Source organism: Ensifer sp. ENS07, assembly GCF_014852185.1.
In the GTDB taxonomy this organism is placed as follows: domain Bacteria; phylum Pseudomonadota; class Alphaproteobacteria; order Rhizobiales; family Rhizobiaceae; genus Ensifer; species Ensifer adhaerens.
Map to the genome: position 1 here is coordinate 60,415 of NZ_JACVBE010000004.1, position 25,133 is coordinate 85,547.

17 protein-coding genes are annotated in these 25,133 nt (G+C 62.9%); 3 read left to right on the top strand and 14 right to left on the bottom strand.

What is annotated here, in order from left to right:
- Window positions 1–2: 2 nt before the first annotated feature.
- The 4 genes from dnaJ to IB277_RS15180 all read right to left on the bottom strand — a co-directional run bounded on the left by dnaJ (window position 3) and on the right by IB277_RS15180 (window position 6,426).
- Window positions 3–1,133: a molecular chaperone DnaJ gene (dnaJ, locus tag IB277_RS15165; RefSeq protein ID WP_034804924.1), complete on the bottom strand. Its 1,131-nt coding sequence runs from the start codon at window positions 1,131–1,133 to the stop codon at window positions 3–5.
- Between the two features lie 251 nt (window positions 1,134–1,384).
- A complete protein-coding gene (gene dnaK, locus IB277_RS15170) occupies window positions 1,385–3,307 on the bottom strand; it encodes a molecular chaperone DnaK (RefSeq protein ID WP_034804922.1) in 1,923 nt (640 codons plus the stop codon).
- Window positions 3,308–3,568: 261 nt separating this feature from the next.
- A complete protein-coding gene (locus IB277_RS15175; RefSeq protein ID WP_060580539.1) occupies window positions 3,569–5,839 on the bottom strand; it encodes a transglycosylase domain-containing protein in 2,271 nt (756 codons plus the stop codon).
- A gap of 236 nt (window positions 5,840–6,075) precedes the next feature.
- Entirely contained in the window at window positions 6,076–6,426 is a 351-nt protein-coding gene (locus IB277_RS15180) for a hypothetical protein (protein WP_090296145.1), read from the bottom strand.
- 570 nt (window positions 6,427–6,996) lie between these two features.
- Between IB277_RS15180 and IB277_RS15185 the strand changes: the two genes are divergently transcribed.
- Window positions 6,997–7,485 carry a hypothetical protein gene (locus IB277_RS15185; protein ID WP_090296146.1) on the top strand — a complete coding sequence of 163 codons (489 nt, stop codon included), beginning with the start codon at window positions 6,997–6,999 and terminating at the stop codon, window positions 7,483–7,485.
- 27 nt (window positions 7,486–7,512) lie between these two features.
- On the opposite strand, the gene IB277_RS15190 is transcribed toward IB277_RS15185, so the two are convergent.
- The 3 genes from IB277_RS15190 to IB277_RS15200 all read right to left on the bottom strand — a co-directional run bounded on the left by IB277_RS15190 (window position 7,513) and on the right by IB277_RS15200 (window position 11,013).
- Window positions 7,513–8,472: a YbhN family protein gene (locus IB277_RS15190; protein WP_090296148.1), complete on the bottom strand. Its 960-nt coding sequence runs from the start codon at window positions 8,470–8,472 to the stop codon at window positions 7,513–7,515.
- A gap of 474 nt (window positions 8,473–8,946) precedes the next feature.
- Window positions 8,947–10,338: a M20/M25/M40 family metallo-hydrolase gene (locus IB277_RS15195; RefSeq protein WP_090296151.1), complete on the bottom strand. Its 1,392-nt coding sequence runs from the start codon at window positions 10,336–10,338 to the stop codon at window positions 8,947–8,949.
- A gap of 231 nt (window positions 10,339–10,569) precedes the next feature.
- Window positions 10,570–11,013: a MarR family winged helix-turn-helix transcriptional regulator gene (locus IB277_RS15200; protein WP_060519455.1), complete on the bottom strand. Its 444-nt coding sequence runs from the start codon at window positions 11,011–11,013 to the stop codon at window positions 10,570–10,572.
- A 511-nt stretch (window positions 11,014–11,524) separates the two neighbouring features.
- On the opposite strand from IB277_RS15200, the gene polA reads away from it, so the two are divergent.
- Window positions 11,525–14,533, top strand: coding sequence for a DNA polymerase I (gene polA, locus IB277_RS15205; protein ID WP_034805279.1), 3,009 nt, complete (start codon window positions 11,525–11,527; stop codon window positions 14,531–14,533).
- Between the two features lie 236 nt (window positions 14,534–14,769).
- Window positions 14,770–15,624: a formyltetrahydrofolate deformylase gene (purU, locus tag IB277_RS15210; protein WP_051659688.1), complete on the top strand. Its 855-nt coding sequence runs from the start codon at window positions 14,770–14,772 to the stop codon at window positions 15,622–15,624.
- A 57-nt stretch (window positions 15,625–15,681) separates the two neighbouring features.
- Here purU and IB277_RS15215 read toward each other — a convergent pair whose 3' ends face one another.
- The 7 genes from IB277_RS15215 to IB277_RS15245 all read right to left on the bottom strand — a co-directional run bounded on the left by IB277_RS15215 (window position 15,682) and on the right by IB277_RS15245 (window position 24,885).
- Window positions 15,682–16,326, bottom strand: a complete 645-nt coding sequence (locus IB277_RS15215; RefSeq protein ID WP_034804901.1) for a TetR family transcriptional regulator — start codon at window positions 16,324–16,326, stop codon at window positions 15,682–15,684.
- A 51-nt stretch (window positions 16,327–16,377) separates the two neighbouring features.
- Entirely contained in the window at window positions 16,378–19,518 is a 3,141-nt protein-coding gene (locus IB277_RS15220) for an efflux RND transporter permease subunit (protein ID WP_034804897.1), read from the bottom strand.
- A gap of 9 nt (window positions 19,519–19,527) precedes the next feature.
- Window positions 19,528–20,751, bottom strand: a complete 1,224-nt coding sequence (locus tag IB277_RS15225; protein ID WP_034804880.1) for an efflux RND transporter periplasmic adaptor subunit — start codon at window positions 20,749–20,751, stop codon at window positions 19,528–19,530.
- A 256-nt stretch (window positions 20,752–21,007) separates the two neighbouring features.
- Entirely contained in the window at window positions 21,008–22,009 is a 1,002-nt protein-coding gene (locus IB277_RS15230; protein ID WP_034804877.1) for an ABC transporter ATP-binding protein, read from the bottom strand.
- Between the two features lie 13 nt (window positions 22,010–22,022).
- A complete protein-coding gene (locus IB277_RS15235; RefSeq protein ID WP_110818580.1) occupies window positions 22,023–23,087 on the bottom strand; it encodes a Gfo/Idh/MocA family protein in 1,065 nt (354 codons plus the stop codon).
- Window positions 23,084–23,923: a carbohydrate ABC transporter permease gene (locus tag IB277_RS15240; protein WP_060609508.1), complete on the bottom strand. Its 840-nt coding sequence runs from the start codon at window positions 23,921–23,923 to the stop codon at window positions 23,084–23,086. Before IB277_RS15240 ends, IB277_RS15235 begins: the two co-directional genes overlap by 4 nt.
- An 11-nt stretch (window positions 23,924–23,934) precedes the next feature.
- Window positions 23,935–24,885 (bottom strand): carbohydrate ABC transporter permease, encoded by a 951-nt coding sequence (locus IB277_RS15245; protein WP_034804869.1) that lies wholly within the window; start codon window positions 24,883–24,885, stop codon window positions 23,935–23,937.
- Between the last annotated feature and the right edge of the window lie 248 nt (window positions 24,886–25,133).

Consider the following 25,133-nt stretch of genomic DNA (forward strand, 5'->3'; position numbering starts at 1 on the left):
CCTTAGTCGCTCAGCGTATCGAAGAAATCCTTCATCCGGGCAAAGAATCCGGTCGATTCCGGATTGTTGTCCTTGGAGGAGATCTCCTCGAATTCCTGCAGCAGTTCGCGCTGGCGCTTGGTCAGCTTCTGCGGCGTTTCGATCTGGATCTGGATGTAGAGGTCGCCCGATTGCGCCGAGCGCAGCACCGGCATGCCCTTGCCCTTCAAGCGGAACTGCTTGCCGGCCTGGGTGCCCTCGGGAACCGTGACGCGCGACTTGGTGCCGTCGAGTGTCGTCACGTCGAATTTGCCGCCAAGGGCAGCCGTCGTCATCGAGATCGGCACGCTGCAATAGAGATCGGCGCCGTCGCGCTGGTAGAACTCATGCGGCCTGACCGAAAGGAAGATGTAGAGGTCGCCCGACGGTCCGCCGCGAAGGCCGGCTTCGCCTTCGCCCGAAAGGCGGATGCGCGTACCGTCCTCGATGCCGGCCGGAATGTTGACCGAGAGGGTGCGCTCTTCGGTGACCCGGCCCTGGCCGTGGCACTTGCCGCAGGGGTCGGTGATCGTCTGACCGCGCCCGCCGCAGGTGGGGCAGGTGCGTTCGATCGAGAAGAAGCCTTGAGCGGCGCGCACGCGGCCGGAGCCGTGGCAGGTGCCGCAGGTCTTGGGGCTGGTGCCCGGCTTGGCGCCGGAGCCGGTGCAGACGTCGCAGGTGATCGAGGTCGGAACGCGGATCTGCGCCGTTTTGCCGCCGAAGGCTTCCTCGAGCGAGATCTCCATGTTGTAGCGAAGATCGGCGCCGCGCTCGCGGCCGCCCGATGAGCGCCGCTGGCGCCCGCCGCCCATCATCTCGCCGAAGATGTCTTCGAAGATGTCGGAGAAACCGCCGGCACCACCGCCGCCGAAGCCGTTGCCCATGCCGCCCTGCTCGAAAGCCGCATGACCGTAGCGGTCATAGGCCGCCCGCTTCTGCGGGTCCTTGAGCATCTCGTAGGCTTCGTTGATTTCCTTGAAGGTCTTCTCCGCTGCCGCGTCGCCGGGGTTCTTGTCCGGATGATACTTCATCGCGAGCTTGCGGAAGGCGCTCTTCAGCTCCTTTTCGTCGGCGTTCTTGGCAACACCAAGCGTTTCGTAGAGATCACGTTTCATTCGTAGAAGATTATCCTGTTGGCAAGCCAGCGCGATGGCTCGGCGGCTGCCCGTTTACCTTGCCACCGATTTAGTAAACCTTGAAGCGCGATACCATAGCCCGAACGGCGGTAGATACGGTTTTTTGTCGGAAAAGGTACGTTTGCGGCAAGTCACAGTGCCGATCGCCGATATTGCAGGCCCTGACGGGCGAGACCGGCAACAAAAAAGCCCGGGCGAACCCGGGCTTTTCCGTCTGTTTGAAGGGCGACTTAGGCCGAACGCTTGCGATCGTCTTCGTCGTTGACTTCTTCGTAGTCGGCATCGACGACATCGCCGTCACGGGCAGCGTCGGCGGCGGCATCCGCATGAGCGGCTTCCGTCTGCTGCGCTTCGTAGATCGCCTGGCCGAGTTTCATGGAAACTTCCATGAGCGTGTTGGTCTTGGCCTTGATGTCTTCGGCGTCCGGCTCGGAGGCTTCGACGGCGGTCTTCAGCGCGGCAATCGCGTCGGAGATCGCCTTGCGGTCCGTTTCCGAAACCTTGTCGCCGTAATCCTTCAGCGACTTCTCGCTGGAGTGGATCAGGCTTTCGGCCTGGTTCTTGGCTTCCACGCCTTCGCGACGCTTCTTGTCGACTTCAGCGTTGGCTTCGGCGTCCTTGACCATCTTTTCGATGTCGGCGTCGGAGAGGCCGCCAGATGCCTGGATGCGGATCTGGTGTTCCTTGCCGGTGCCTTTGTCCTTGGCCGAAACCTGCACGATGCCGTTGGCATCGATGTCGAAGGTCACTTCGATCTGCGGCATGCCGCGCGGTGCCGGCGGAATGCCGACGAGGTCGAACTGGCCGAGCAGCTTGTTGTCTGCAGCCATTTCACGCTCGCCCTGGGAGACGCGGATCGTCACGGCCGACTGGTTGTCGTCGGCGGTCGAGAAGGTCTGCGACTTCTTGGTCGGGATCGTCGTGTTGCGTTCGATCAGGCGGGTGAAGACGCCACCGAGCGTTTCGATGCCGAGCGACAGCGGGGTGACGTCGAGCAGGAGAACGTCCTTGACGTCGCCCTGCAGAACGCCGGCCTGGATGGCGGCGCCCATGGCGACCACTTCATCCGGGTTCACGCCCTTGTGCGGCTCCTTGCCGAACAGCTGCTTGACGGTTTCCTGCACCTTCGGCATGCGGCTCATGCCACCGACGAGAACGACTTCGTCGATCTCGGCAGCCGAGACGCCGGCATCCTTGAGGGCTGCCTTGCACGGCGCGACGGTGCGCTGGATCAGGTCGTCGACAAGCGCTTCGAACTTGGCGCGGGTCAGCTTCATCGTCAGGTGCTTCGGACCGGAAGCGTCAGCCGTGATGAACGGCAGGTTGATTTCGGTCTGCTGCGACGAGGACAGCTCGATCTTGGCCTTTTCAGCGGCTTCCTTCAGGCGCTGAAGAGCGAGCTTGTCGTTCTTCAGGTCGATGCCCTGTTCCTTCTTGAACTCGCCGGCGAGGTACTGGACGAGACGCATGTCGAAGTCTTCGCCACCGAGGAAGGTGTCGCCGTTGGTCGACTTCACTTCGAAGACGCCGTCGCCGATTTCGAGAACCGAGATATCGAAGGTACCACCACCCAAGTCGTAAACGGCGATCGTCTTGCCGTCCTTCTTGTCGAGGCCGTAGGCGAGCGCTGCCGCGGTCGGCTCGTTGATGATGCGCAGAACTTCGAGACCGGCGATCTTGCCGGCATCCTTGGTTGCCTGGCGCTGGGCGTCGTTGAAGTAGGCCGGAACGGTGATGACGGCCTTCTCGACCTTTTCACCGAGGTAGGATTCGGCCGTTTCCTTCATCTTCTGAAGGATCATGGCGGAGATCTGCGACGGGGAGTAATCCGTGCCGTGCGCTTCGACCCAGGCGTCGCCATTGTCGGCCTTGGTAATCTTGTAAGGAACCATGTCCTTGTCTTTTTGCGTGGTCGGGTCCTGGAAGGTCCGGCCGATCAGGCGCTTGATCGCAAAAAGCGTGTTTTCCGGATTGGTGACAGCCTGGCGCTTGGCCGGCTGGCCAACGAGACGCTCGCCGTCTTCGCTGAATGCCACCATCGAGGGGGTCGTGCGCGCACCCTCGGCATTTTCGATCACCTTCGCGTCTTTACCGTCCATGACGGCGACGCAGGAGTTGGTCGTTCCCAGGTCAATACCAATAACTTTAGCCATGTCGTTCTCTCCTTGCAGCGGACTGTCGGAACCCGGTCAGGCATTCGTGAGACAGCCCCTAACGGGATGGTCTTTGGATTTCTTCGCAGCTTAGACTGCGCCGATGCGGCGTATATAAGGACCGGCGTTTCGGACTGCAAGGCATTCTGCGGGGCGTTTGGGGGCAAAAGCAAGCCCGGGATTTGTCTAGCCCGAAATGGGCCATCGGCCGCAGCCTGCCTACAGGCCGGATCCCCTGTCAAATCGAGGTTCACGGGCGGCTCAGCCGCCGGTCAGAATATCGAAAAGCGTGGTGCGGCGCGTGGCCCCGGTCGTCTGGCCGACATCGGCCGGCGGTACCATGCCGCCGTTGCCCTGATCCGCCGTCTGGCCGCCCCACGGGGCGCCGCCCTGGTCGACCGGACGCTGCCCGACCGCGACGCCGCCATCGACGCCGACGGGTGCTTCCGGGAAGGCTTCCGGGTCGCCGGACATCAGGTCGCCTGGGGGCGGCGCGGTGCCGTCGTCGAAGACCGGCTGCACGCCGGTCGTCCCGAACAGCGGCGAGGGCGAAAGCCCTTCGTGGGCCGCCATCATGAAATCGTGCCAGGCCTTGGCCGGCAGGCCGCCGCCGGTGACCTTCTTCATCGACTTGCCGTCGTCGTTGCCGAACCAGACGCCGGTCGTGAGATTCGAGGTGTAGCCGACGAACAGCGCGTCGCGGAAGGACTGCGTCGTGCCGGTCTTGCCGGCCGCTTCCCAGCCTTTCAGCTGCGCCTTCTTGCCAGTGCCCTTGGTCAGCACCCGCAGCAGCATCTGGTTCATCTCGCTGACGATCGCCGGATCGAGCACGCGCGGCGGGTTGTCGTAGGTGTTTTCGTAGAGCACCGTTCCGTCCGCCTTGGAAATGCGGCGGATCACGTGCGGCGTCGCCTTGAAGCCGCCATTCATGAAGGGGGCATAGGCCGAGGTCAGTTCGACGAGGCTCACTTCCGACGTCCCGAGCGCGATCGAGGCGTTTGCCTGCATCTCGGAATCGATACCGAGGCGGTGCGCGACCTTGACGACGTTGGAAGGGCCGACCTCCATGACCAGCTGGGCTGCGATCGTGTTCAGCGAGTTGGCGAGCGCATCGGCAAGCGTCACCTCGCCGCGATATTTCTGGTCGTAATTCTCCGGCGTCCAGTTGCCGATCCGAACCGGACCGTCATTGCGGATCGACATCGGCGTGCGGCCGATCTCCATGGCCGCGGCATAAACGAAGGGCTTGAAGGCCGAGCCCGGCTGGCGCTTGGCCTTGGAGGCGCGGTCGAACTGGCTCTCGGCATAGTCCTTGCCGCCGACGAGCGCCCGGATGGCGCCGGTGCCGTCGACCGAGACGAGGGCGGCCTGCGAGGCGTCGAGCTTCTTGCCATCGGCGTCCAGCGTCGCGGCAATCACTTCCTCGGCCTTCTTTTCGAGATTGAGGTCGATCGTCGTGTCGATGACCAGGTCTTCCTTGATCTCGCCGATCATGCCCGGAAGCTGGTCCATCACCATATCGGCGACATAATGCTCGGCGCCCGACCAGTAGCTCTTGGCCTTGGTCGGCGTCTGCGACATCGCCGTCTTGATCTCGCTGTCGGTGACGAAGCCTTCCTCGCGCATCGCGCCCAGCACGATCTGGGCGCGCTCTTCCGCCGCCTTCGGATCACGCGCCGGCGAGAGCCGCGAAGGGGCCTTGAGCAAGCCCGCGAGCAGGGCCGCCTCGCCGAGGTTCACGTCGCGTGCCGACTTGTTGAAGTAGCGCCGCGAGGCCGCTTCGACGCCATAGGCGTTGGAGCCGAAGAACACCCGGTTGAGATACATCGCCAGGATCTGGTCCTTGGAATACTTCTGCTCGAGCCAGAAGGCGAGCAAGACTTCCTGCACCTTGCGCTCCAGCGTGCGCTCCGGCGACAGGAACAGGTTCTTGGCGAGCTGCTGCGTCAGCGTCGAGCCGCCCTGGACCATGCGGCCCGTAGTGACGTTCGTCAGCATGGCGCGGGCCAGACCTAAGGGGTCGATGCCGAAATGGGAATAGAAGCGCCGGTCCTCGATGGCGATGACTGCCTGCGGGATATAGGGCGACATGTTTTCGAGCGAAAGCGCTTCGCCGCCCGTGGTGCCGCGGTTGGCGATGATGTCGCCGCTGACGGCAAGGATCTTCACGTTCGGCGGGCGATCGGGGATCGACCAGCTTTCGGCGCTCGGCATGCGCGCGCCGTAGTAGAGCACCAGGCCGCCGACGCCCATCGCGCCCCAGATGCCGAGCACGATGCACCAGTAGAACAGCGTGCGGACAAGGCCGACCAAGCCACCGCCACCGGAGCCGCGACGGCCGCCGCCGCGCTTGCCGGCTGGCTTCTTCTTGCCGCTGCTCCTGTTGGTCTGGCCGGAAGATTTGCCGCGTGGCGCCTTGCGGCTCGTGGTCACGCGGTCGCTGGCCTCTACGCGAAAATCGTCGTCGTCATCGTCCTCGTTTCCGCCGAACGAGGGCTCGATCCGCTGTCCTGACCTGCCGCTTGCTGCCATGCCGTTTGATCTATCCCTCACCGCCCAGCGGTGGCCCTTGGCGCTATCGTTGCGGCCAATCGATTTCAACGGCGGTAACGGCGTCCCACGCCCATCCGCCACGGCGACCGGGTGAACTTTAAATGCGGCAATTTAAGGGGTGGTTAAGAAAGTCGTTGTGAAAAAGCCTGATGGTTCAAAACCTTGACGCTTAGGCGCGCATGCGCCTCCAGGTCCGAGCCCGTGCTCGCCGGTTCTCACTGGATGGCGTTTCGAAGCGGAGTCTCTTCGACCGATGCCGTGGGGCTCACCGGATAGGGATCGGTGTAATCGTAGAGCCATTGGCTGAAAGGCATCCGCAGCAGCACCCGCTTGCCCAGATGGTTCATGGCCACCTCCTCGCAGTCGGCGGCCGGGTGGGCCCGACGGCCGCACATGCCGAGCGGGCTGTCGATCAGACGGAAGCCATGTCCCTGATAAACGAGGGCCGTCATCGCTTTGAGCTTGAGGGAGCCGGGCGGCAGCACCACGAGACGGAGGCTGGCAAGCCAGGTCGCAAGAATCAGGACAACGATGAGGGCGGTCGGAATCTGGAGCAGCAATTTCATTTGAGCGCCTGCAATTACTGAGTGAAAATTTATTCTTGGCTTACACGTAGATGTATGTCGAAAAAGCTGAACAAAAGGAACCTGCCATCAGTAGTTGTGGTTTCTATCAGGTTATCGGTCGCGGCGGTCCTCCGGATGCACCAACCGCGATCCGACGTCAGGGACGATGCCTTTGGCCCTGCCTTTCCTTCACGATTTTGTGCAGTGCAAAATGATGTCTTGAAATTGTTGCGGCGCATAATTATTATACGACTCATCGAAGCGCTGCACCTCCTCCCGCGGCGCCCGATGCGGATCGGCGGCACTCCTCCTCCCAGCTGCCGATCAAGTTCGAGAGCCCCGTGTACCTCCTCCCACACGGGGCTCTTTTCATTTTGCGCTTATGCCCGCGGCTTTCTGCTCATCGGCGTGACGCCGCCCACCGCCTCCCAAATTTGCTGAGGTCAAACGGATCGCCGGTGCCGCGCCGAACGGTGGCTGGCCTATGTCGTTATCGATCCACTCGCGAATCCTGCTATGGCTTCGCCTCATTGTTGTGTTCGGCTGCCCGCACGACAAAGGAGGACTGCCATGAAGCTTCGATCCACCGTCTTCGCCCTCGGCGCATTTGCAGCCCTGAATGGCGAAGCTCTGGCGCAGGACAGCGTCGCCTATGTCGATGACCGGTCCGATGGGGCCGCGCTCGTCCGCTCGCTCTACAACGCCGTCAACCGCAAGGAATATGCCCGCGCCTATGGTTATTTAGGCGAATCGAAACCCGTCGGTGGCTTCAAGGCGTTCACCCGCGGCTATGAGCGCACGGTGTCTGTCGAGATCAAGGTCGGCAAGGTGAAGACGGAGGCCGGGGCGGGCAGCATCTATTCCGCCGTTCCCGTCGCGGTGAAATCGATCGAGAAGCGGGGGCGGGTGCGGTTCTTCGCCGGCTGCTATGTCGCCCGCATCATCAATCCGTCGCTGCAGGTGCCGCCGTTTACACCCTACCAGATCGAAGCGGCGCGCCTGCACGAGGTGAAGGGGCCGCTCGAACAGGCGCTGCCCACTGTCTGCAACGCGCCCTGATATCCGTGATGGACGCGGTCTCTTCGCCTAGGGGAGGTCGCTTCCCTTCGGCGGCTGGCGCTCCGCCACGAAACGCGCCCGCTCGAACACCAGGATCACGATCAGCGCAAGCACGAACGGGATGACGAGGTAAAGCAGCCGGAAGATCGCAAGCGCCGCAAGCACGGCAGCCGGGTCCATTTCCGGCAAGGCGGCGATGAAAATCAGCTCGAGTACGCCAAGCCCGCCGGGCGCATGCGACAGAAGGGCTGCCGAAAAGGACGCAAGGAAGATCCCGAGAATGACGATATAGCCCGGATTTCCCGCTTCCGGCAGGGCGAAATAGATGATCCCGGCGGCGCCGATCAGCTCCACCGGAGCGATCACCAGCTGCCGGAAAACGATCTTCGGCTTCGGGTAGTGCAGCTGGAACCAGCGCGTGCGGAACGACGGCAGCCCGACGAGACTGCCGATGACATAGAGCCCGATGACGATGAGGATGAGCACGCCGGTTGTGAGCGACATTTCGACCGGCAGGAATTCGGCAAAACGCTCGATGATGTCGGGCCGTACCAGAAGCACGACGGCCGATAGAACCAAGGTCCCGAGAGTGAAGGTGAAGGAGCAGAAGGCGACGAGAACGCCGACTTCGCCCGGGGAAAGCCCCTTGGAACGGTAGGCGCGGTAGCGCACGACCGCGCCGGAGAACACCGAGGCGCCGAGATTGTGCGACAGCGCGTAGGTCGTGAACGAGCAGAGCGTGATGAACCAGAGCGAAATGCGGTGGCCGAGGTGGTCGAGCGCAAGTCGGTCGTAGGCCGCCAGAGCTGCATAGGCGAGGAGCGTCGAGCCGATCGCCAGAAGCCAGCTCCTCAGCGAAATAGCATTGAAGCTTGCGAGAAACTCGTCGAACGACAGGTCGCGCAACTCATGATAGAGCGCGTTCACCGAAAACAGGATCGCCAGAAGGCCGACAACGGGCCAGAAATAGGTCTGCAGCCGCTTCATGCCGGTGCCGCGATGGATGCGAGGGCGTGGCGGGGTTGTTTCAAGGACACTTCCGTTGCAGCGGCCGGAGGGTTTCTCCGAGCGGAGACGTTCAGTTTTCTGAGCCGCTTTGTCATAACGTCACGCCCGCAGCGCGACGCTTCGGTCCTTACCCTTGCCAACGATCCGATTTCCCTTTGTGATTTGTTTCACAAAAAGGAAGCACCTGAGACCCCGGAGGTCAAGGATTGACGGCCCGCCGACAACGGAGAAACCGCCGGGAAACAGTGAAGGGGAAACGGTAAAGCGTGGACATCCCGCCGATCGGGCAGCGATGCATGCGCGTCGATGGAGCGCTTGCGCGCGAGGGCTGCATCATCTCCAGCCACGCAACCAAAGCAAAGAAGCCGTGGCGAGAGCTCCGCCACGGCTTCCGGGGTCAAGTGGCTCGGGCGGGATGCGCGCACAAAATCGCGCCCCGTCCCGCACCGATCATCAGGCGGCGAGCGCGTCGAGGATACGGATCCATGAGCGGATGCCCTTGTGATAGGACTGCAGCTCGTACTTCTCGTTCGGCGAATGGATGCGGTCGTCGGAAAGACCGAAGCCGACGAGCAGCGATTCCATGCCGAGCATCTTCTGGAAGTCGCCGACGATCGGGATCGAGCCGCCCATGCCGATGATGACGGCCGGCTTCGGCCACTCGTCGGACAGGGCCACCTTCGCCGTGTTGAGCAGCGGCGATTCGTACGGAAGATGGATCGCTGGCGAACCGCCATGGGCATGGAACTCGACCGAGCAGTCGGCCGGAACCTTGGAGCGCACATAGGCGCGGAAGGCTTCGCGGATCTTTTCCGGGTTCTGGTTGCCGACCAGGCGGAAGGAAACCTTTGCCGAAGCCTCGGCCGCGATCACCGTCTTGAAGCCTTCGCCGGTATAGCCGCCGGTGATGCCGTTGACTTCCGCGGTCGGTCGCGCCCAGGTCAGTTCCAGCACCGAGCGGTTTTTTTCACCCGACGGGATCGAAAGGCCGATTTCGCCGAGGAACTTCTCTGCCGTCTGGCCGAGCGTTTCCCAGGCCGCCTTGATCTGGGCCGGGGTCTCTTCGACACCTTCGTAGAAGCCTGGCAGCGTCACGCGGCTGTTTTCGTCATGAAGGCCGGCGAGAATGGTGGTGAGGATGCGGATCGGGTTGGCGGCAGCACCACCGAAATAACCGGAATGCAGGTCGCGGTCGGCAGCCCGGACGATGACTTCTTCGCCGACGAGGCCGCGCAGGCCAGCGGAGATCGCCGGCGTATCGCGGTCCCACATGCTGGTGTCGCAGACCAGCGCATAGTCGGCCTTGAGTTCGGCGGCATTGGCTTCGAGGAAGGGCTTCAGCGACGGCGAGCCGGATTCCTCTTCGCCTTCGAACAGGATGGTGACGCGGCAGGGCAGGGCGCCATGCACGTCCTTGTAGGCGCGCACCGCCTCGACGAAGGTCAGGAGCTGGCCCTTGTCGTCAGCCGTGCCACGGCCGGTGATCACCTTGCGGCCGGGTTCGATTTCCTTGATGCCGGGCTCGAACGGATCCGTGTCCCAGAGGTTCAGCGGATCGACCGGCTGAACGTCATAGTGGCCATAGAACAGCACATGCGGCGCATCGGGCTTGGCGCCGTCATGGTGGGCGACGACCATCGGATGGCCGGGGGTGTCGCGCACCGATGCGGTGAAGCCGAGGCTGTTGAGTTCGGCCACCAGCCATTCGGCCGCCTTGCGGCATTCCGCCTTGAAGGCCGGGTCGGTCGAGATCGACTTGATCCGAACGAGGTCGAACAGCCGGTCGAGGCTCCTTGGCAGGTTGGCGTCTGCGCGTTCGAGAACGGGGGTGATGTCAGCCATCATGCATATCCTTGCTTCAAGTTTCGCCGGAACCTACTGCATGTGCCGCCAAAGCGAAATCGATTTGAGCGATTTTGGGCAGAGGTCTCAGGTGACGGTGAACGGAGAGCCCGGCGCGTCGGCAAGGTGAGCGCCGGGGCGCCCGGATCGACGCGTCTGCCCCCGCTTTAGAACGGGCGAACGCCCGCTTTAAGCCAATTTTTTTGATGGAATGATCATAAGGGGGTGGTGCGTTCAGGCGCGACTGTCGCTGCGTGCCACGCTCGCGAGCGCCATGCGCATATATTCGAGCATCAGTTCGCGTTCGAAATTCCTGAGGCCGGCAAGCAGCGACTGGTCGGCGGCAAGCGCTGCCTCCTTGGCGGCCGCCTCCATCTCCTTTGCCTTTTCGGTGAGGTAGATCTGCTGCGAGCGCTTGTCCTGCGGATGCTTGCGGCGGAGGATGAGCCCGTCGCGCTCCATGCGCGAGAGCGTGTTTGCCATCGTCGCCTGTTCGATGTCGAGGCGATCGAGCAGTTGTTTCTGCGTCAGGCCTTCCTCGGCCCAAAGCTCGAGCAGGATGGGAAACTGACCGGGCGCGAAACCAAGCTTCTGGCCGCGCTCGTGAAGCGCGCGCGAAAAGCTCTTAGCCAGCAGGCTGGCCAGGTAGGTCGCAGATTCCATACGATTGAAGGCCATGTCTATCGGTACGCCCGAACCGCCATGAAGACAAGTTACAATGCAGGCGATGGACCTTGAGACCGTCGGGTCTCACCGGGATTTGAGCGGAGGTGATCGGACGGCAGAAACAAAAAACCGTCACGGTGCGGAGGCGGCGCCGTGACGGTCTTTTGAAAACGGGACAAAGGCCCGGAGAGGGGGATAAGGCCTTTGTCCTCATCTGGTGCGGGCGGGGGACAGGCCAATCACCAGAAGACGGCATCACTCGGTGCCGTTGAGTAAGATTTGAGGATTCAAATGTGGCTTTTCAAGGATACCGGGGCTGAATCGGACATTACAAATATGTAACGTTTGCGTGAAGCCGAACGGGCGCTTGCGAAGCCTTTTGGCGCTCGATCCCAAGGCGAAATCAGTCCCTGTTTTCGCAATCCGCGGTGGCGATCGCGGCCACCGCGACCGGTGGAGAATGTAGTGTCTGGCGGGAAAACCGCAATGGACCTTTGGCTTGCCCCGCGCTATCCATTTGCCCATGAAAAACGGTGATCATCTCTTCCTCGTCGACGGCTCCGGATTCATCTTCCGGGCGTTCCACGCCATCCCGCCGCTCAACCGCAAATCCGATGGCCTTCCGGTCAACGCGGTATCGGGTTTCTGCAACATGTTGTGGAAGCTGCTCACCGATGCGCGCGACACCTCGGTCGGCGTCACGCCGACCCATTTCGCGGTCATCTTCGACTATTCGTCGAAGACCTTTCGCAACGCGCTCTACGATCAGTACAAGGCGAACCGCACGGCGCCGCCGGAAGATCTGATCCCGCAGTTCGGGCTGATCCGTCACGCGACCCGCGCCTTCAACCTGCCCTGCATCGAGAAGGAAGGCTATGAGGCCGACGACCTGATCGCCACCTACGCCCGGCTTGCAGAAGCCGCCGGCGCCGGCGTCACCATCGTCTCGTCCGACAAGGACCTGATGCAGCTCGTGACTTCGAACGTGTCCATGTACGACAGCATGAAGGACAAGCAGATCTCGATCCCGGAAGTGATCGAGAAATGGGGCGTGCCGCCGGAAAAGATGATCGACCTGCAGGCGATGACCGGTGACTCCACCGACAATGTCCCGGGCATTCCCGGCATTGGCCCGAAGACGGCAGCACAGCTGCTCGAGGAGTACGGCGATCTCGAAACGCTGCTGGCCCGCGCCGGCGAGATCAAGCAGGCCAAGCGCCGCGAGAACATCATCGCCAATGCCGATCTCGCTCGTCTGTCGCGCCAGCTCGTCGAACTCAAGACCGACACGCCGCTCGACGTTCCGCTCGAAGAGCTGAGCCTCGAGCCGCAGAACGGTCCGAAGCTGATCGCCTTCCTGAAGGCGATGGAATTCACAACGCTGACGCGTCGCGTCGCCGCCGCGACCGGTACGGACGCCGATGCCGTTGAAGCAGCCTTGGTGCCGGTAGAATGGGGCGCCGAGGCGCGCGGCCCTGATCTCGACAAGGGAGATGGCGCGGAAAAGGTCAGCGAGGGCTCCTCCACCGCAGCTGCCGCCCGTGGCGAGGCCGCGCAAGCCGCCGCCGTCCTGTCGCGTGCCGGCGAAGCGAATGGCGCGGACGCGACGCCCGAGGCGCTCGCTGCGGCACGCGCTGAAATCTTCGCCAAGGCGCCGATGGATCAGAGCGCCTATGTGACGATCCGCGACATCGCCACTCTCGACCGGTGGATATCGGACGCGCGCGAAGCCGGTGTCGTCGGCTTCGACACGGAAACGACCTCGCTCGATGCAATGCAGGCCGACCTCGTCGGCTTCTCGCTGGCGATCGCCGACCACAAGGCCGACCCGACCGGCGCCTCGATCCGGGCGGCCTATGTGCCGCTGATCCACAAGACCGGCGTCGGCGACTTGCTCGGCGGCGGGCTCGCCGAAAACCAGATCCCGGTCGCAGAAGCCTTGAGCCGGCTGAAGCGCCTGCTGGAGGACCCTTCGGTCCTCAAGGTCGCCCAGAACCTGAAATACGATTACCTCGTGATGAAGCGGCACGGCATCACCGTCGAAAGCTTCGACGACACGATGCTGATGTCCTACGTCGTCGATGCCGGCAACGGCACCCATGGCATGGACTCGCTGTCTGAGCGCTGGCTGAACCACAAGCCGATCGCCTACAAGGACATCACCGGAACCGGCAAATCCTCGGTGACCTTCGACTTCGTCGATATCGACCGGGCAACCGCCTACGCGGCTGAGGATGCGGACGTCACGCTCAGGCTCTGGCATATCCTGAAGGCCCGATTGGCCGCCAAGGGGCTGATGCGCGTCTATGAGCGGCTGGAGCGGCCCCTGGTTGCCGTTCTGGCACGCATGGAAGACCGCGGCATCACCGTCGACCGCCAGATCCTCTCGCGGCTTTCGGGCGAGCTCGCCCAGGGCGCAGCCGGGCTCGAGGACGAGATCTACAAGCTCGCTGGCGAAACCTTCACCATCGGTTCGCCGAAGCAGCTCGGCGATATCCTCTTCGGCAAGATGGGCTTTGCCGGCGGCTCGAAGACCAAGACCGGGCAATGGTCGACCTCGGCACAGGTTCTGGAAGACCTGGCAGCCGAAGGCCACGAACTGCCGCGCAAGATCGTCGACTGGCGACAGCTGACCAAGCTCAAGTCCACCTATACCGATGCGCTTCCGGGCTTCGTCCATCCGGAGACGAAGCGCGTGCATACGTCCTACGCGCTTGCCGCCACGACCACCGGCCGCCTGTCGTCGTCCGATCCGAACCTGCAGAACATTCCGGTGCGCACCGCCGAAGGCCGCAAGATCCGCACCGCCTTCATCGCAACGCCCGGCCACAAGCTCGTCTCGGCCGACTACAGCCAGATCGAACTGCGCGTGCTTGCCCATGTTGCGGACATTCCGCAGCTTCGCCAGGCCTTTGCCGATGGCGTCGACATTCATGCGATGACCGCATCGGAAATGTTCGGCGTTCCGGTCGAGGGCATGCCGAGCGAAATCCGCCGGCGCGCCAAGGCGATTAACTTCGGTATCATCTACGGCATCTCGGCCTTCGGCCTTGCCAACCAGCTGTCGATCGAGCGCTCCGAAGCCAGCGACTACATCAAGCGCTATTTCGAGCGTTTCCCCGGCATCCGCGACTATATGGAAGGCACCAAGGTGTTTGCCCGCGAGCACGGCTACGTCGAGACGATCTTCGGCCGCCGCGCCCACTATCCGGACATCCGCTCGTCGATCCCATCGCATCGCGCTTTCAACGAGCGCGCCGCGATCAACGCGCCGATCCAGGGCTCGGCCGCCGACATCATCCGCCGCGCCATGGTGAAGATGGAGCCGGCGCTGGCCGAGGCGAAGCTTTCGGCCCGCATGCTGCTGCAGGTGCACGACGAACTGATCTTCGAGGTCGAGGACGCCGAGGTCGAAAACACCATTCCGGTCGTCGTCTCGGTGATGGAGAACGCCGCCATGCCGGCGCTCGACATGAAAGTGCCGCTGAAGGTCGATGCGCGCGCGGCAACCAACTGGGACGAGGCGCACTGATCTAGTCGGTGCACACCGGGTTTTTGATGGAAACCTCTCAGAAAACCTCAAAAGCCGAATGCGACGAATCTTGCAGCGCCCGGGGGCATTCCATGCTCCCGGGCGCCTTTCCATCAGGATGATAGAAAGCGTCAGCCGTCGCAGCCGGAACGATTGCCGGCGCGTTCAACTCCTCATAGGCAGCCTTTGGGAAGGGGCTCGAGCCTCATCCGAAACGGCTGCAATCGGAGGAGATCATGGCGCCGAAGACCTTCATTCTTGTCCTGTCCTGCGACGACAAACCCGGCATTGTCGCCGCCGTCACCACGGAGCTTGCCGCCCTTGGCGCAAACATCGCCGAGAGCAACCAGTTCTGGGATACCAAGACCAACAGCTTCTTCATGCGCATCGCCTTCCAGGTTGCAGCGAGCGTTCAGGCTGGTGATGTCGAGCGGGCGCTTCGCCCGGCCGTCGAGCGTTTCCAGATGCGGACCACGCTCACGGATGCTGCGGTCAAGCCGAAGATCCTGGTCCTCGTCTCCAAGTTCGACCATGCGCTCCTGCACCTGCTTTACCAGATCCGTGTCGGCTGGTTGAACGCGGAGGTCGTCGCCATCGTCTCCAACCACGAAGACAGCCGGCGTACGGCTGAAGCCGAAGGGCTCGCCTATCACTGTTGGTCGGTATCGAAGGACAACAAGGCCGAGCAGGAGGAAAGGCTTCTGCGACTGGTCCAGGAGACCGGCGCGGATCTCGTCATCCTTGCCCGCTACATGCAGGTGTTTTCCGACAATCTGTCGAAGCGCCTCTACGGCAAGGCGATCAACATCCACCATTCGTTCCTGCCGAGCTTCAAGGGCGCCAAGCCCTATCATCAGGCGCATGAGCGTGGCGTGAAGCTGATCGGGGCGACGGCGCACTACGTCACGCCGGACCTCGACGAAGGCCCGATCATCGAACAGGAAACCGAACGCGTCAGCCATGCCTTGACGGCGGAAGATTTCGTCGCCACCGGCCGCGACATCGAAAGCCGGGTGCTGGCGCGCGCCGTCAAGCTGCACCTGGAGCGGCGCGTCATGCTCAACGGTCACAAGACGGTCGTGTTCAGCTAGAGGGTTCTGGAAGGCGCTTCATGTAGCCGGTACTCACAGGGGTGCCGGCTACAGCTGTTACAGGCGGGCTACGACGGCGGTCGCGGTAACGGCCGGCGCGCGGAAGCTGGCAAAGAGCCGGCTCAGGCCCTCGCGTCCCTCGGCCGTCAGATCGAAGGTGCGGCCGAACAGCAGCCATTCCGTACAGAGCCCGAGCATCATCCAATGCAGGGTCCGCGTCGCGGAGGCGGGGGTCCAGGTCTCGTGCATCTGCCCCTTGGCGAGCGCGCGGGAAAAAGCGAGTTCGAGCACGACATTGTGGTGCTCGTCGAGTTCCTTCTGGCGGGCGAGGACCTCGCCCAGGTCGCCGTCGTAATTGGTGCGCAGCATGATCGTCAGAATGCGCTGGCGCTGCTCGTCGGCGGCCAGAACATCCAGCCAGTCGCCCATGGCACCTTCGAGGATGGAGAGTGTATCGGCAGCTTCCGCTTCGATCTCGCGGGCGACCATGTCTTCCTGCGGCAAGGGCACAGCGTCGTGCAGCGCGAGGAACAGGTCGGTCTTGTTGGCAAAGTGCCAGTAGATGGCGCCACGGGTCACGCCGGCGGCCTTGGCTATTTCTTCGAGCGTCGTGTTCGAGACGCCCTTTTCGTAGAAGACGCGCTCGGCGGCGCTCAGGATCTTCTGTCTTGTTGCTTCTGCATCGGCCTTTGTTCGGCGCATTCATTCCTCCTCATGCGACGGCCCGCCAGAGGCGGGCCGTCCAGTCTTGTTTTATTCGGCGGGTGTCGGGTTTTCTGCGGCTGTCGGTGTGTTCTCCACCTTCTTTCGGCTGAAGAGCTTCGTGACGAACACGAAGAAGACAGGAACGAAGAAGATAGCGAGCACCGTTGCCGAGATCATCCCGCCCATGACGCCCGTGCCGATGGCGCGCTGGCTGCCGGAGCTGGCACCCGTGGCGATTGCGAGCGGCAGAACGCCGAGCGTGAAGGCTAGCGACGTCATCAGGATCGGCCGGAAGCGAAGATGTGCCGCCTCCAGCGTCGCGTCGATCAGCGACTTGCCCTGCTCACGCAGTTCCTTGGCGAACTCGATGATCAGGATCGCGTTTTTCGCCGAGAGACCGATGATCGCGATCAGGCCAACCTTGAAGTAGACGTCGTTCGGCATGTCGCGCATCATCACGGCGAGCACCGAACCGATGACGCCGAGCGGAACGACCATGATCACCGCCACCGGGATCGACCAGCTCTCATAGAGGGCTGCAAGGCACAGGAACACCAGAAGGCACGACAGCGCGATCAGGAGAGGCGCCTGGGTGCCGGACTGGATTTCCTGCAGCGACTGGCCGGTCCATTCGTAACCGAAGCCTGCAGGCAACTGGCCCGCCAGCCGTTGCATCTCGGCGATCGCGTCACCCGAAGAGTAGCCGTGGGCGGCTTCGCCGCTGATACGGACCGACGGGTAGCCGTTGTAGCCGATCGTCTGGGTCGACGCCTTGACCCACTCCACCGTCGCGAAGGCCGACAGGGGCACCATGCCGCCATTGGCGTTGCGGACGTTGAGGTTCAGGAGGTCGGCGGTCTGCATGCGCTGACCTTCGTCCGCCTGCACCGTCACGCGCTGCATGCGTCCGGCATTGGGGAAGTCGTTGACGTAGGACGAGCCGAGGTTGGTCGAGATCGTCGAGTTGATATCGGCGAAGGTCACACCGAAGGTGTTCGCCTTCTCGCGATCGATCGTGACGCTGACCTGAGCCGCATCGGGCATGCCCTCGAAGCGGACGCCGGAGAGCACCTTGCTCTCAGCAGCCATGCCGAGCAGCTGGTCGCGGGCCTGCGACAGCGCCGCCTGGCCGAGACCGCCACGGTCCTGCAGGCGGAACGAGAAGCCGCCGGTGGTGCCGAGGCCCTGGATCGCCGGCGGCGACAGCGCGAAGCTGATCGCATCCTTGATCTGGCTCATCGCCATCGTCGCCCGCATGGCGATCGACTGTGCGGCATTGTCGGCGTCACGTTCCTTCCAGTCCTTCAGCGTCACGAAGGCGAGCGCTGCGTTCTGGCCGGTACCGAAGAAGGAGAAGCCGTTGATCGCGATGATGCGTTCGACTGCCGTTTCCTGGCCGAAGATCTTCTCGGCCTGCTCCACCACCTCGGTCGTGCGGTTGCCCGTTGCTTCCGACGGCAGCTGCATCATGACGATCACGAAGCCCTGGTCTTCGTCCGGAAGGAACGACGACGGCAGCTTCATGAACAGCCAGCCGAGACCGGCGAGCACCGCGACATAGACGATCATGTAGCGGCCGGTCCGGTGGACCAGGCGCTTCACGATGCCGCTATAGCCGTGCGACGTCTTGTCGAACGAGCGGTTGAACCAACCGAAGAAGCCACGCTTGGCGTGATGATGACCCTTCGGAACCTGCTTCAGGAAGCTCGCGCAGAGCGCCGGTGTCAGCGACAAAGCGAGAAGTGCGGAGAACAGGATCGAGACGACCATCGTCAGCGAGAACTGGCGATAGATCACACCGACCGCGCCCGGGAAGAAGGCCATCGGAATGAACACCGAGGCGAGAACCAGCGTGATGCCGATGACGGCGCCGGTGATCTGCTTCATCGCCTTGCGGGTGGCTTCTTTCGGCGTTGCCCCTTCCTCGGACATGATGCGTTCGACGTTTTCGACGACGATGATCGCATCGTCGACGAGAATGCCGATCGCCAGCACCATGCCGAACATGGTCAGAACGTTGATCGAGAAGCCCATCGCCAGCATGACCGCGCAGGTGCCGAGGAGCGCCACCGGCACGACGAGCGTCGGGATGATGGTGTAGCGGATGTTCTGCAGGAACAGGAACATCACGATGAACACCAGCGCGACCGCTTCGACCAGCGTCGAAAGCACCTTCTCGATGGAAACGGCGACGAAGGGCGAGGTGTCGTAGGGAACCGAATATTCGAGGCCCTGCGGGAAGAACTTCGCCAGTTCGTCCATGCGTTCCTTGATGGCGGCCGAGGTCGACATGGCGTTGCCGCTCGGCGAAAGCTGGACGGCGATAGCCGCCGACGGCTTGCCGTTCAGGCGCGTCGAGAAGGCGTAGCTTTCGCCGCCGATCTCGATGCGGGCAACGTCGCGCAGGCGGACGGAGGAGCCGTCCGGATTGGCGCGAAGCACGATCGCACCGAACTCTTCGGCGCTTTCGAGCTGGCCCTTGACGACGACGGGCGCGCTGATCTGCTGGGTGATCGGGTTCGGCTGTGCGCCGATCGAGCCCGAAGCGATCTGGGCGTTCTGCGCCGTGATCGCATTGGTCACGTCCGCAGCCGTCAGGTTCAGACCCAGCATCTTGTCCGGATCGAGCCAGACGCGCATCGAGCGTTCCGTGGCAAACAGCTGCGCACGGCCGACGCCGGGCACGCGCTGGATTTCGCTAAGCACGTTGCGGCTTAGATAGTCGCCGAGGCCGATGGCGTCCATCGAGCCGTCGGTCGAGGTGAGAGCCACGATCATCAGGAAGCCGGAGCCGGCTTCATCGACCTGCACGCCCTGGCGCTTGACCGAATCGGGCAGGCGCGGTTCGACGCGGCGAACCCGGTTCTGGATGTCGACGGCCGCCTGTCCCGGGTCGGTGCCCGGTGCAAAGGTGGCGCTGATTTCGACCGAGCCGGAGGCGCTGGAGGTCGACTCGAAATAGAGCAGGCCTTCGACGCCGTTCAGCTCGTCTTCGATCAGTCGCGTGACGCTCTGATAGGTGTCTTGCGACGAGGCGCCGGGGTAGCTCGTGTTGATGGAGATCTGCGGCGGCGCGACGTCAGGATACTGCGATACCGGCAGAAGCGGAATCGCAATGACGCCGGCGACCATGATGAAGATCGCCACCACCCAGGCAAAAATAGGCCTGTCGATGAAAAAACTAGGCATCAATCAAACTCACTTTGTAGCTTCGGCAGGCTTTTCGTCGGCAGCGGCCGTTGTCTGCGCTGCTTCGGCAGTCGGCTTGGCGTCCGGGTTCCAGTCCGTCGGCTCGACGGGGGCACCGGGGCCGATCTTCTGGAAGCCTTCGACGATGACCTTTTCGCCGGCCTTGATGCCGGAGGTCACCTGCCAGCGGGTGCCGATCGTGCGGCCGAGGGTCACGTTGCGGAACTCGACCTTGTTGTCGGCGCCGACGACATAAACCTGCGACTGGCCGGCGTTGTTGCGCTGGACGGCCTGCTGCGGAACGGTGATCGCGTCCTTCTCGACGCCCTGCTGCACAAGTACGCGAACATACATGCCGGGAAGCAGGTCGTTGTCGGGGTTCGGGAATTCGCCGCGCAGGGTCACCTGGCCGGTCGTCGCGTCGACGGCGGCCTCCGAGAACAGGAGCTTGCCCTTGTGCTCATAGGTGGTGCCGTCGTCGAGCACGAGCTGGACTTCGGCTTCCTCGCCGTCGCCGTTCATCATCTGGCCGTCCTCAAGCGCCTTGCGCAGGCGGATGAGGTCGGTCGCCGACTGGGTGAAGTCCGCGTAGAGCGGGTCGAGCTGCTGGATCGTCGCGAGATTTTCCGAGCTGTTGGTGCTGACGAGCGCGCCTTCGGTAATCAGCGCACGGCCGATGCGGCCGCTGATCGGTGCCGTCACGTCGGCATATTGCAGGTCGAGCTTGGCCGCAGCGAGGCCGGCTTCGGCGATCGCGACATCGGCGTCGGCCGTCGCAAGCAGCGCAGCCGCATCTTCCAGCTGCTGCGCGGCGACGACGTTCGCCTTCTTCAGCTGCTCCTGGCGATCGGCCTTCTGCTGGGCCTGCTGGCGAATGGATTGGGCGCGCCGAAGCGTGGCCTCTGCCTTTTCGACCTGGACGCGGAAGGGGGCGGGATCGATGCGGTAGAGCACGTCACCGGCGTTGACCTTGGAGCCCTGCTGGAAGACGCGTTCGACGACAATGCCGGAAACGCGCGGACGAACCTCGGCGACACGGGTCGCGGCGATGCGGCCCGGAAGCTCGTTGGTGATCGGCAGGGTTTCGGTCTTGGTCGTGAAGACCGCGACGGCGGACGGTGGGAATGCGGCGGCGCCCTGTTGTGCTTCCTCTTTCTGGCAGCCGGAAAGAAGAATCACAGTTGCCAAGGCGGCGGCCAGTGTCGGTCGGTTCATGCGCATAGCGATGTCCATATTCGGTGACCGCAGGCGACAGGTGCATCTCGCAAGGTGCCCGTGCGGTCCGGAAGTGAAGGGGAGCGGAACCGGTATCGCTTGGGGAAAATACCGGAAAGCTAATATACAAACACAAATGTATGTTAAATCGCTTTGCAGCGCAACAGAGTCATTCAGCACGGCTATTCAAAAAATAATTCAGCCGCCACAAGGGGTTAGTCCCGTGGCGGCCGGTTTTCACGCAGCTGTGATGAGGCCTTAGCCTCAAAACGCATCAGGCGAGGACGCGGTCGTCGTCGCCGAAACGGTGCATGGCACCGACCGTCGGCGTCGCATAGACGATGTCGTCAGGCGCGTAGCGATGTTCGCCGAAGAGGCGGACGGTGATGGTGCCGACCTGCTCGGAATCGATATAGACGATGGTGTCGGCGCCGAGGTGCTCGACATGCACGACCTTGCCCTTCCAGTCGCCGCTCTCGCGTGAAAGCGCCATGTGCTCCGGGCGGATGCCGATCGTCTTGGCTTTGACATCGCCGAGCCGGGCGCCCTCGATGAAGTTCATCTGTGGCGAGCCGATGAAGCCAGCGACGAAGACGTTGGCCGGGCGGTTGTAGAGATCCATCGGCGAGCCGATCTGCTCGATCTGGCCGGCGTTGAGGACGACGATCTTGTCGGCGAGCGTCATCGCCTCCACCTGGTCGTGGGTCACGTAGATCATCGTTGCCTTCAGGCTTCGATGCAGCCGGGCAATCTCAAGCCGGGTGTTGACGCGCAGCGCCGCGTCGAGGTTCGAAAGCGGCTCGTCGAACAGGAAGAGCTTCGGTTCGCGCACGATCGCGCGGCCGATCGCCACGCGCTGACGCTGGCCGCCCGAAAGCTCGGCCGGGCGACGGGCCAGGTAGGGATCGAGCGACAGCATGTTCGCAGCCTTGCCGACCTTGTCCTCGATCTCCGCCTTCGGAGCGCCGGCCTGTTTCAGGCCAAGGCCCATATTGTCCTTCACCGACAGGTGCGGATAGAGCGCGTAGGACTGGAACACCATGGCGATGCCGCGCTTGGCGGGCGCCACGTGGCCGACTTCCGTGCCGTCGATCTGCACGCTGCCGGAGGTCGCGTCCTCGAGGCCAGCGATGGTGCGCAGCAAGGTCGACTTGCCGCAGCCCGACGGGCCGACGAAGATGACGAACTCGCCGTCCTTCACCTCGAGGTCGATGCCCTTCAGCACCTCATGGCTACCGTAGGCCTTGCGGATGGATTTGAGTTGAAGCGATCCCACCTGGTTGCCCCCTTTAAAGTTTGACTGGTCTGCCGGTGCGCACGCTTTCGTCTGCGGCAAGGCAGATGCGTAGCGACTGCACGGCGTCGTTCATGTGACGGTCGAGGTCGATGTTTTCGCGAATGGCCTTCAGCACATAGGCCTGCTCGCGGTCGCAGAGTTCCTGGTGGCCGGGCTCGCCGTCCATCTTCAGGTCCTCGTCGGCTTTCAGGAAGCGGCCATCGGGACCAGTTTCGGCGTTGTGCAGCCGGATCACCGCGGTCTTTGTGTGCATGTCGATGTCGTCGGACTTGGCATTCTGGTCCATGACGATCGACACCGATCCCTTCGGCGACATCACGTCCTTCACGAAGAAGGCGGTTTCCGAGATCATCGGCCCCCAGCCGGCTTCATACCAGCCGGCCGAACCATCCTCGAAGATCACCTGCAGGTGACCGTAATTGTACATGTCGGGCGCGATCTCGTCGGAGAGACGGAGCCCCATGCCGCGCACTTCCACCGGCTTGGCATCGGTGATCTGGCACATGACGTCGACATAGTGCACGCCGCAATCGACGATCGGCGACGTCGTCTTCATCAGCGACTTGTGCGTCTCCCAGGTCGGTCCGCTGGACTGCTGGTTCAGGTTCATGCGGAAGACATACGGACCGCCGAGCTTGCGCGCTTCGGCGATCAGCCGGATCCACGAGGGGTGATGGCGCAGGATGTAGCCGATCACCAGCTTGCGGCCGTGCTTCTTCGCAGCCGCGACGACGCGCTGGGCGTCGGCGACGGTGGTTGCGAGCGGCTTTTCGACGAAGACGTCGGCGCCGGCCTCGAACGCCATGACCGCAAAGTCCGCATGGCTGTCCGAATAGGTGCAGATCGAGCAGAGCTCGGGCTTCAATTCGGCCAGGGCCGTCTTGAAGTCCGGATGGATCGTGTAGCCGCTCAGTTCCTCCGGCAGCGGCACCTTCGAGCGGTTGACGAGGCCGACGATCTCGAAGCCGGGATTGTTGTGATAGGCGAGCGCATGGCTGCGCCCCATGTTGCCGAGCCCCGCGACGAGGACCCGGACCGGTTTGCTGCTTGCACTCACTTGACTGCTCCTGCCGTGATGCCGCGGATCAGTTGCCGCGAGAAGATGACGTAGAGGACGAGAACCGGAAGGATGGCGAGCGACAGCGCCGCCAGAACCGCGTTCCAGTTGGTGACGAACTGGCCGATGAAGATCTGCGAGCCGAGCGTCACGGTCTTGGTGGTTTCCGCCGGCGCGAGGATCAGCGGGAACCAGAGATCGTTCCAGATCGGGATCATCGTGAAGACCGCGACGGTTGCCATGGCCGGACGGACGAGCGGCAGAACCAGGCGGAAGAAGATCGAATATTCCGACAGCCCGTCGATGCGCCCGGCGTTCTTCAAGTCATCCGAGACCGTGCGCATGAACTCCGAGAGAATGAAGATCGCGAGCGGCAGGCCTTGGGCTGTATAGACGAGGATCAGTGCCGTCAGCGTGTTGACGAGGTTGGCAGCGACCATGCCCTGCAGAATGGCGACGGTGCCGAGACGGATCGGGATCATGATGCCGATCGCGAGATAAAGGCCCATGAGTGTGTTGCCACGGAAGCGGTATTCCGACAGCGCGAAGGCGGCCATCGCCCCGAAGAGCAGCACCAGCGCGATCGAGACGATCGTGACGATGAAGCTGTTCTGGAAATAGGTGGCGAAGTCCCCCTGGCCGAGGACGGTCTGATAGCCGATCAGGCTGAAGGTCTGCGGCGTCGGGATCGTCAGCGGCGCCCGAAAGATCGCGTTGCGATCCTTGAACGAGTTGATGATCGTCAGGAACACCGGAAACAGCGAGATGAGCGTGTAGGCGATGAGCGCTGCATGCACGAAGCCGGTGCGGAGAAATGAATCGCGTGCTTTCGACATCTCCGGTCTCCTCAGAACTGGTAGCGGCGCATGCGGCGCTGAATGACGAAGAGGTAGAGCGAGACGCCGGCGAGGATGATGAGGAACATCACCGTGGCGATCGTCGCGCCCATCGAGCGGTCGCCGAGCTGCAGCTGGAAACCGAAGAAGGTGCGGTAGAGCAGCGTACCGAGAATGTCGGTCGAGCCGTCAGGACCGGCAAGCGCGCCCTGCACCGTGTAGACCAGGTCGAAGGCGTTGAAGTTGCCGACGAAGGTCAGGATCGAGATGATGCCGATGGCGGGCAGGATCAGCGGCAGCTTGATCTTCCAGAACTGGCTCCAGCCGGTGACGCCGTCGCATTCGGCAGCCTCGATCACCTCATCCGGAATGTTGAGCAGGGCGGCATAGATCAGCATCATCGGGATGCCGACATATTGCCAGACCGAGATCAGCGACACGGTGATGAGCGCCGAGCCCGGCTTGCCGAGCCAGGGGGCAAACAGCGACTTCAGGCCGACGAGGTCGAGCATGCCGGGTGCCACGCCCCAGATCGGCGACAGGATCAGCTTCCAGATGAAGCCGACGATCACGAAGGAGAGCAGCGTCGGCAGGAAGATCGCCGTGCGGTAAAAAGTGACGAAGCGCAGCTTCGGGATCGACAACATGGCGGCGAGCGCAACGCCGATCGGGTTCTGCACGCACATGTGGATGATGAAGAAGATGACGTTGTTTTTCAGCGCATTCCAGAAGTCGTGCGCCCAGCGCTCTTCGCCAAACAGCGTCTGGAAATTCGCAAGGCCGACAAAGGTCGACTGGCCGTCGACCGTGTTGAACAGCGAAAGCCTGAGCGTCTCGATCAACGGCAGGATCATCACCGCCGAATAGACCAGGAAGGCCGGCAGCAGGAAGACGAGGATGTGCCAGCGTTTCGGCCGCCTTGCGGTCGGCTGTCCCTCTTGCACTGAAAGAGCGTCACTCATGGATCCATCCGTTTCTAGAAGACCGGTCCCCAGACAATCATGATGCGCACCGGCGCCACGCGGCCGGTCGCGCCGCATGCCGTCTGCCCCTTTATCGAGGGCTCATGACGAAGGTTAAGTCTATCGCGTTCTTTTGCAAACGACTGCGTCGGTGGCCTCCCACTGTGGGAGGCCGGTGACGCTTCGGCTGGGGGAGTGCCGTGATTCGGCATGTCGCCCCGCCCGGTCCCTACGGCATCCTTAAATCC

Coding starts and splice junctions, on each gene's coding strand:
- dnaJ (WP_034804924.1), bottom strand. CDS start 1,133: ATGAAACGTGATCTCTACGAAACGCTTGGTGTTGCCAAGAACGCCGAC.
- dnaK (WP_034804922.1), bottom strand. CDS start 3,307: ATGGCTAAAGTTATTGGTATTGACCTGGGAACGACCAACTCCTGCGTC.
- IB277_RS15175 (WP_060580539.1), bottom strand. CDS start 5,839: ATGGCAGCAAGCGGCAGGTCAGGACAGCGGATCGAGCCCTCGTTCGGC.
- IB277_RS15180 (WP_090296145.1), bottom strand. CDS start 6,426: ATGAAATTGCTGCTCCAGATTCCGACCGCCCTCATCGTTGTCCTGATT.
- IB277_RS15185 (WP_090296146.1), top strand. CDS start 6,997: ATGAAGCTTCGATCCACCGTCTTCGCCCTCGGCGCATTTGCAGCCCTG.
- IB277_RS15190 (WP_090296148.1), bottom strand. CDS start 8,472: ATGAAGCGGCTGCAGACCTATTTCTGGCCCGTTGTCGGCCTTCTGGCG.
- IB277_RS15195 (WP_090296151.1), bottom strand. CDS start 10,338: ATGATGGCTGACATCACCCCCGTTCTCGAACGCGCAGACGCCAACCTG.
- IB277_RS15200 (WP_060519455.1), bottom strand. CDS start 11,013: ATGGCCTTCAATCGTATGGAATCTGCGACCTACCTGGCCAGCCTGCTG.
- polA (WP_034805279.1), top strand. CDS start 11,525: ATGAAAAACGGTGATCATCTCTTCCTCGTCGACGGCTCCGGATTCATC.
- purU (WP_051659688.1), top strand. CDS start 14,770: ATGGCGCCGAAGACCTTCATTCTTGTCCTGTCCTGCGACGACAAACCC.
- IB277_RS15215 (WP_034804901.1), bottom strand. CDS start 16,326: ATGCGCCGAACAAAGGCCGATGCAGAAGCAACAAGACAGAAGATCCTG.
- IB277_RS15220 (WP_034804897.1), bottom strand. CDS start 19,518: ATGCCTAGTTTTTTCATCGACAGGCCTATTTTTGCCTGGGTGGTGGCG.
- IB277_RS15225 (WP_034804880.1), bottom strand. CDS start 20,751: ATGGACATCGCTATGCGCATGAACCGACCGACACTGGCCGCCGCCTTG.
- IB277_RS15240 (WP_060609508.1), bottom strand. CDS start 23,923: ATGTCGAAAGCACGCGATTCATTTCTCCGCACCGGCTTCGTGCATGCA.
- IB277_RS15245 (WP_034804869.1), bottom strand. CDS start 24,885: ATGAGTGACGCTCTTTCAGTGCAAGAGGGACAGCCGACCGCAAGGCGG.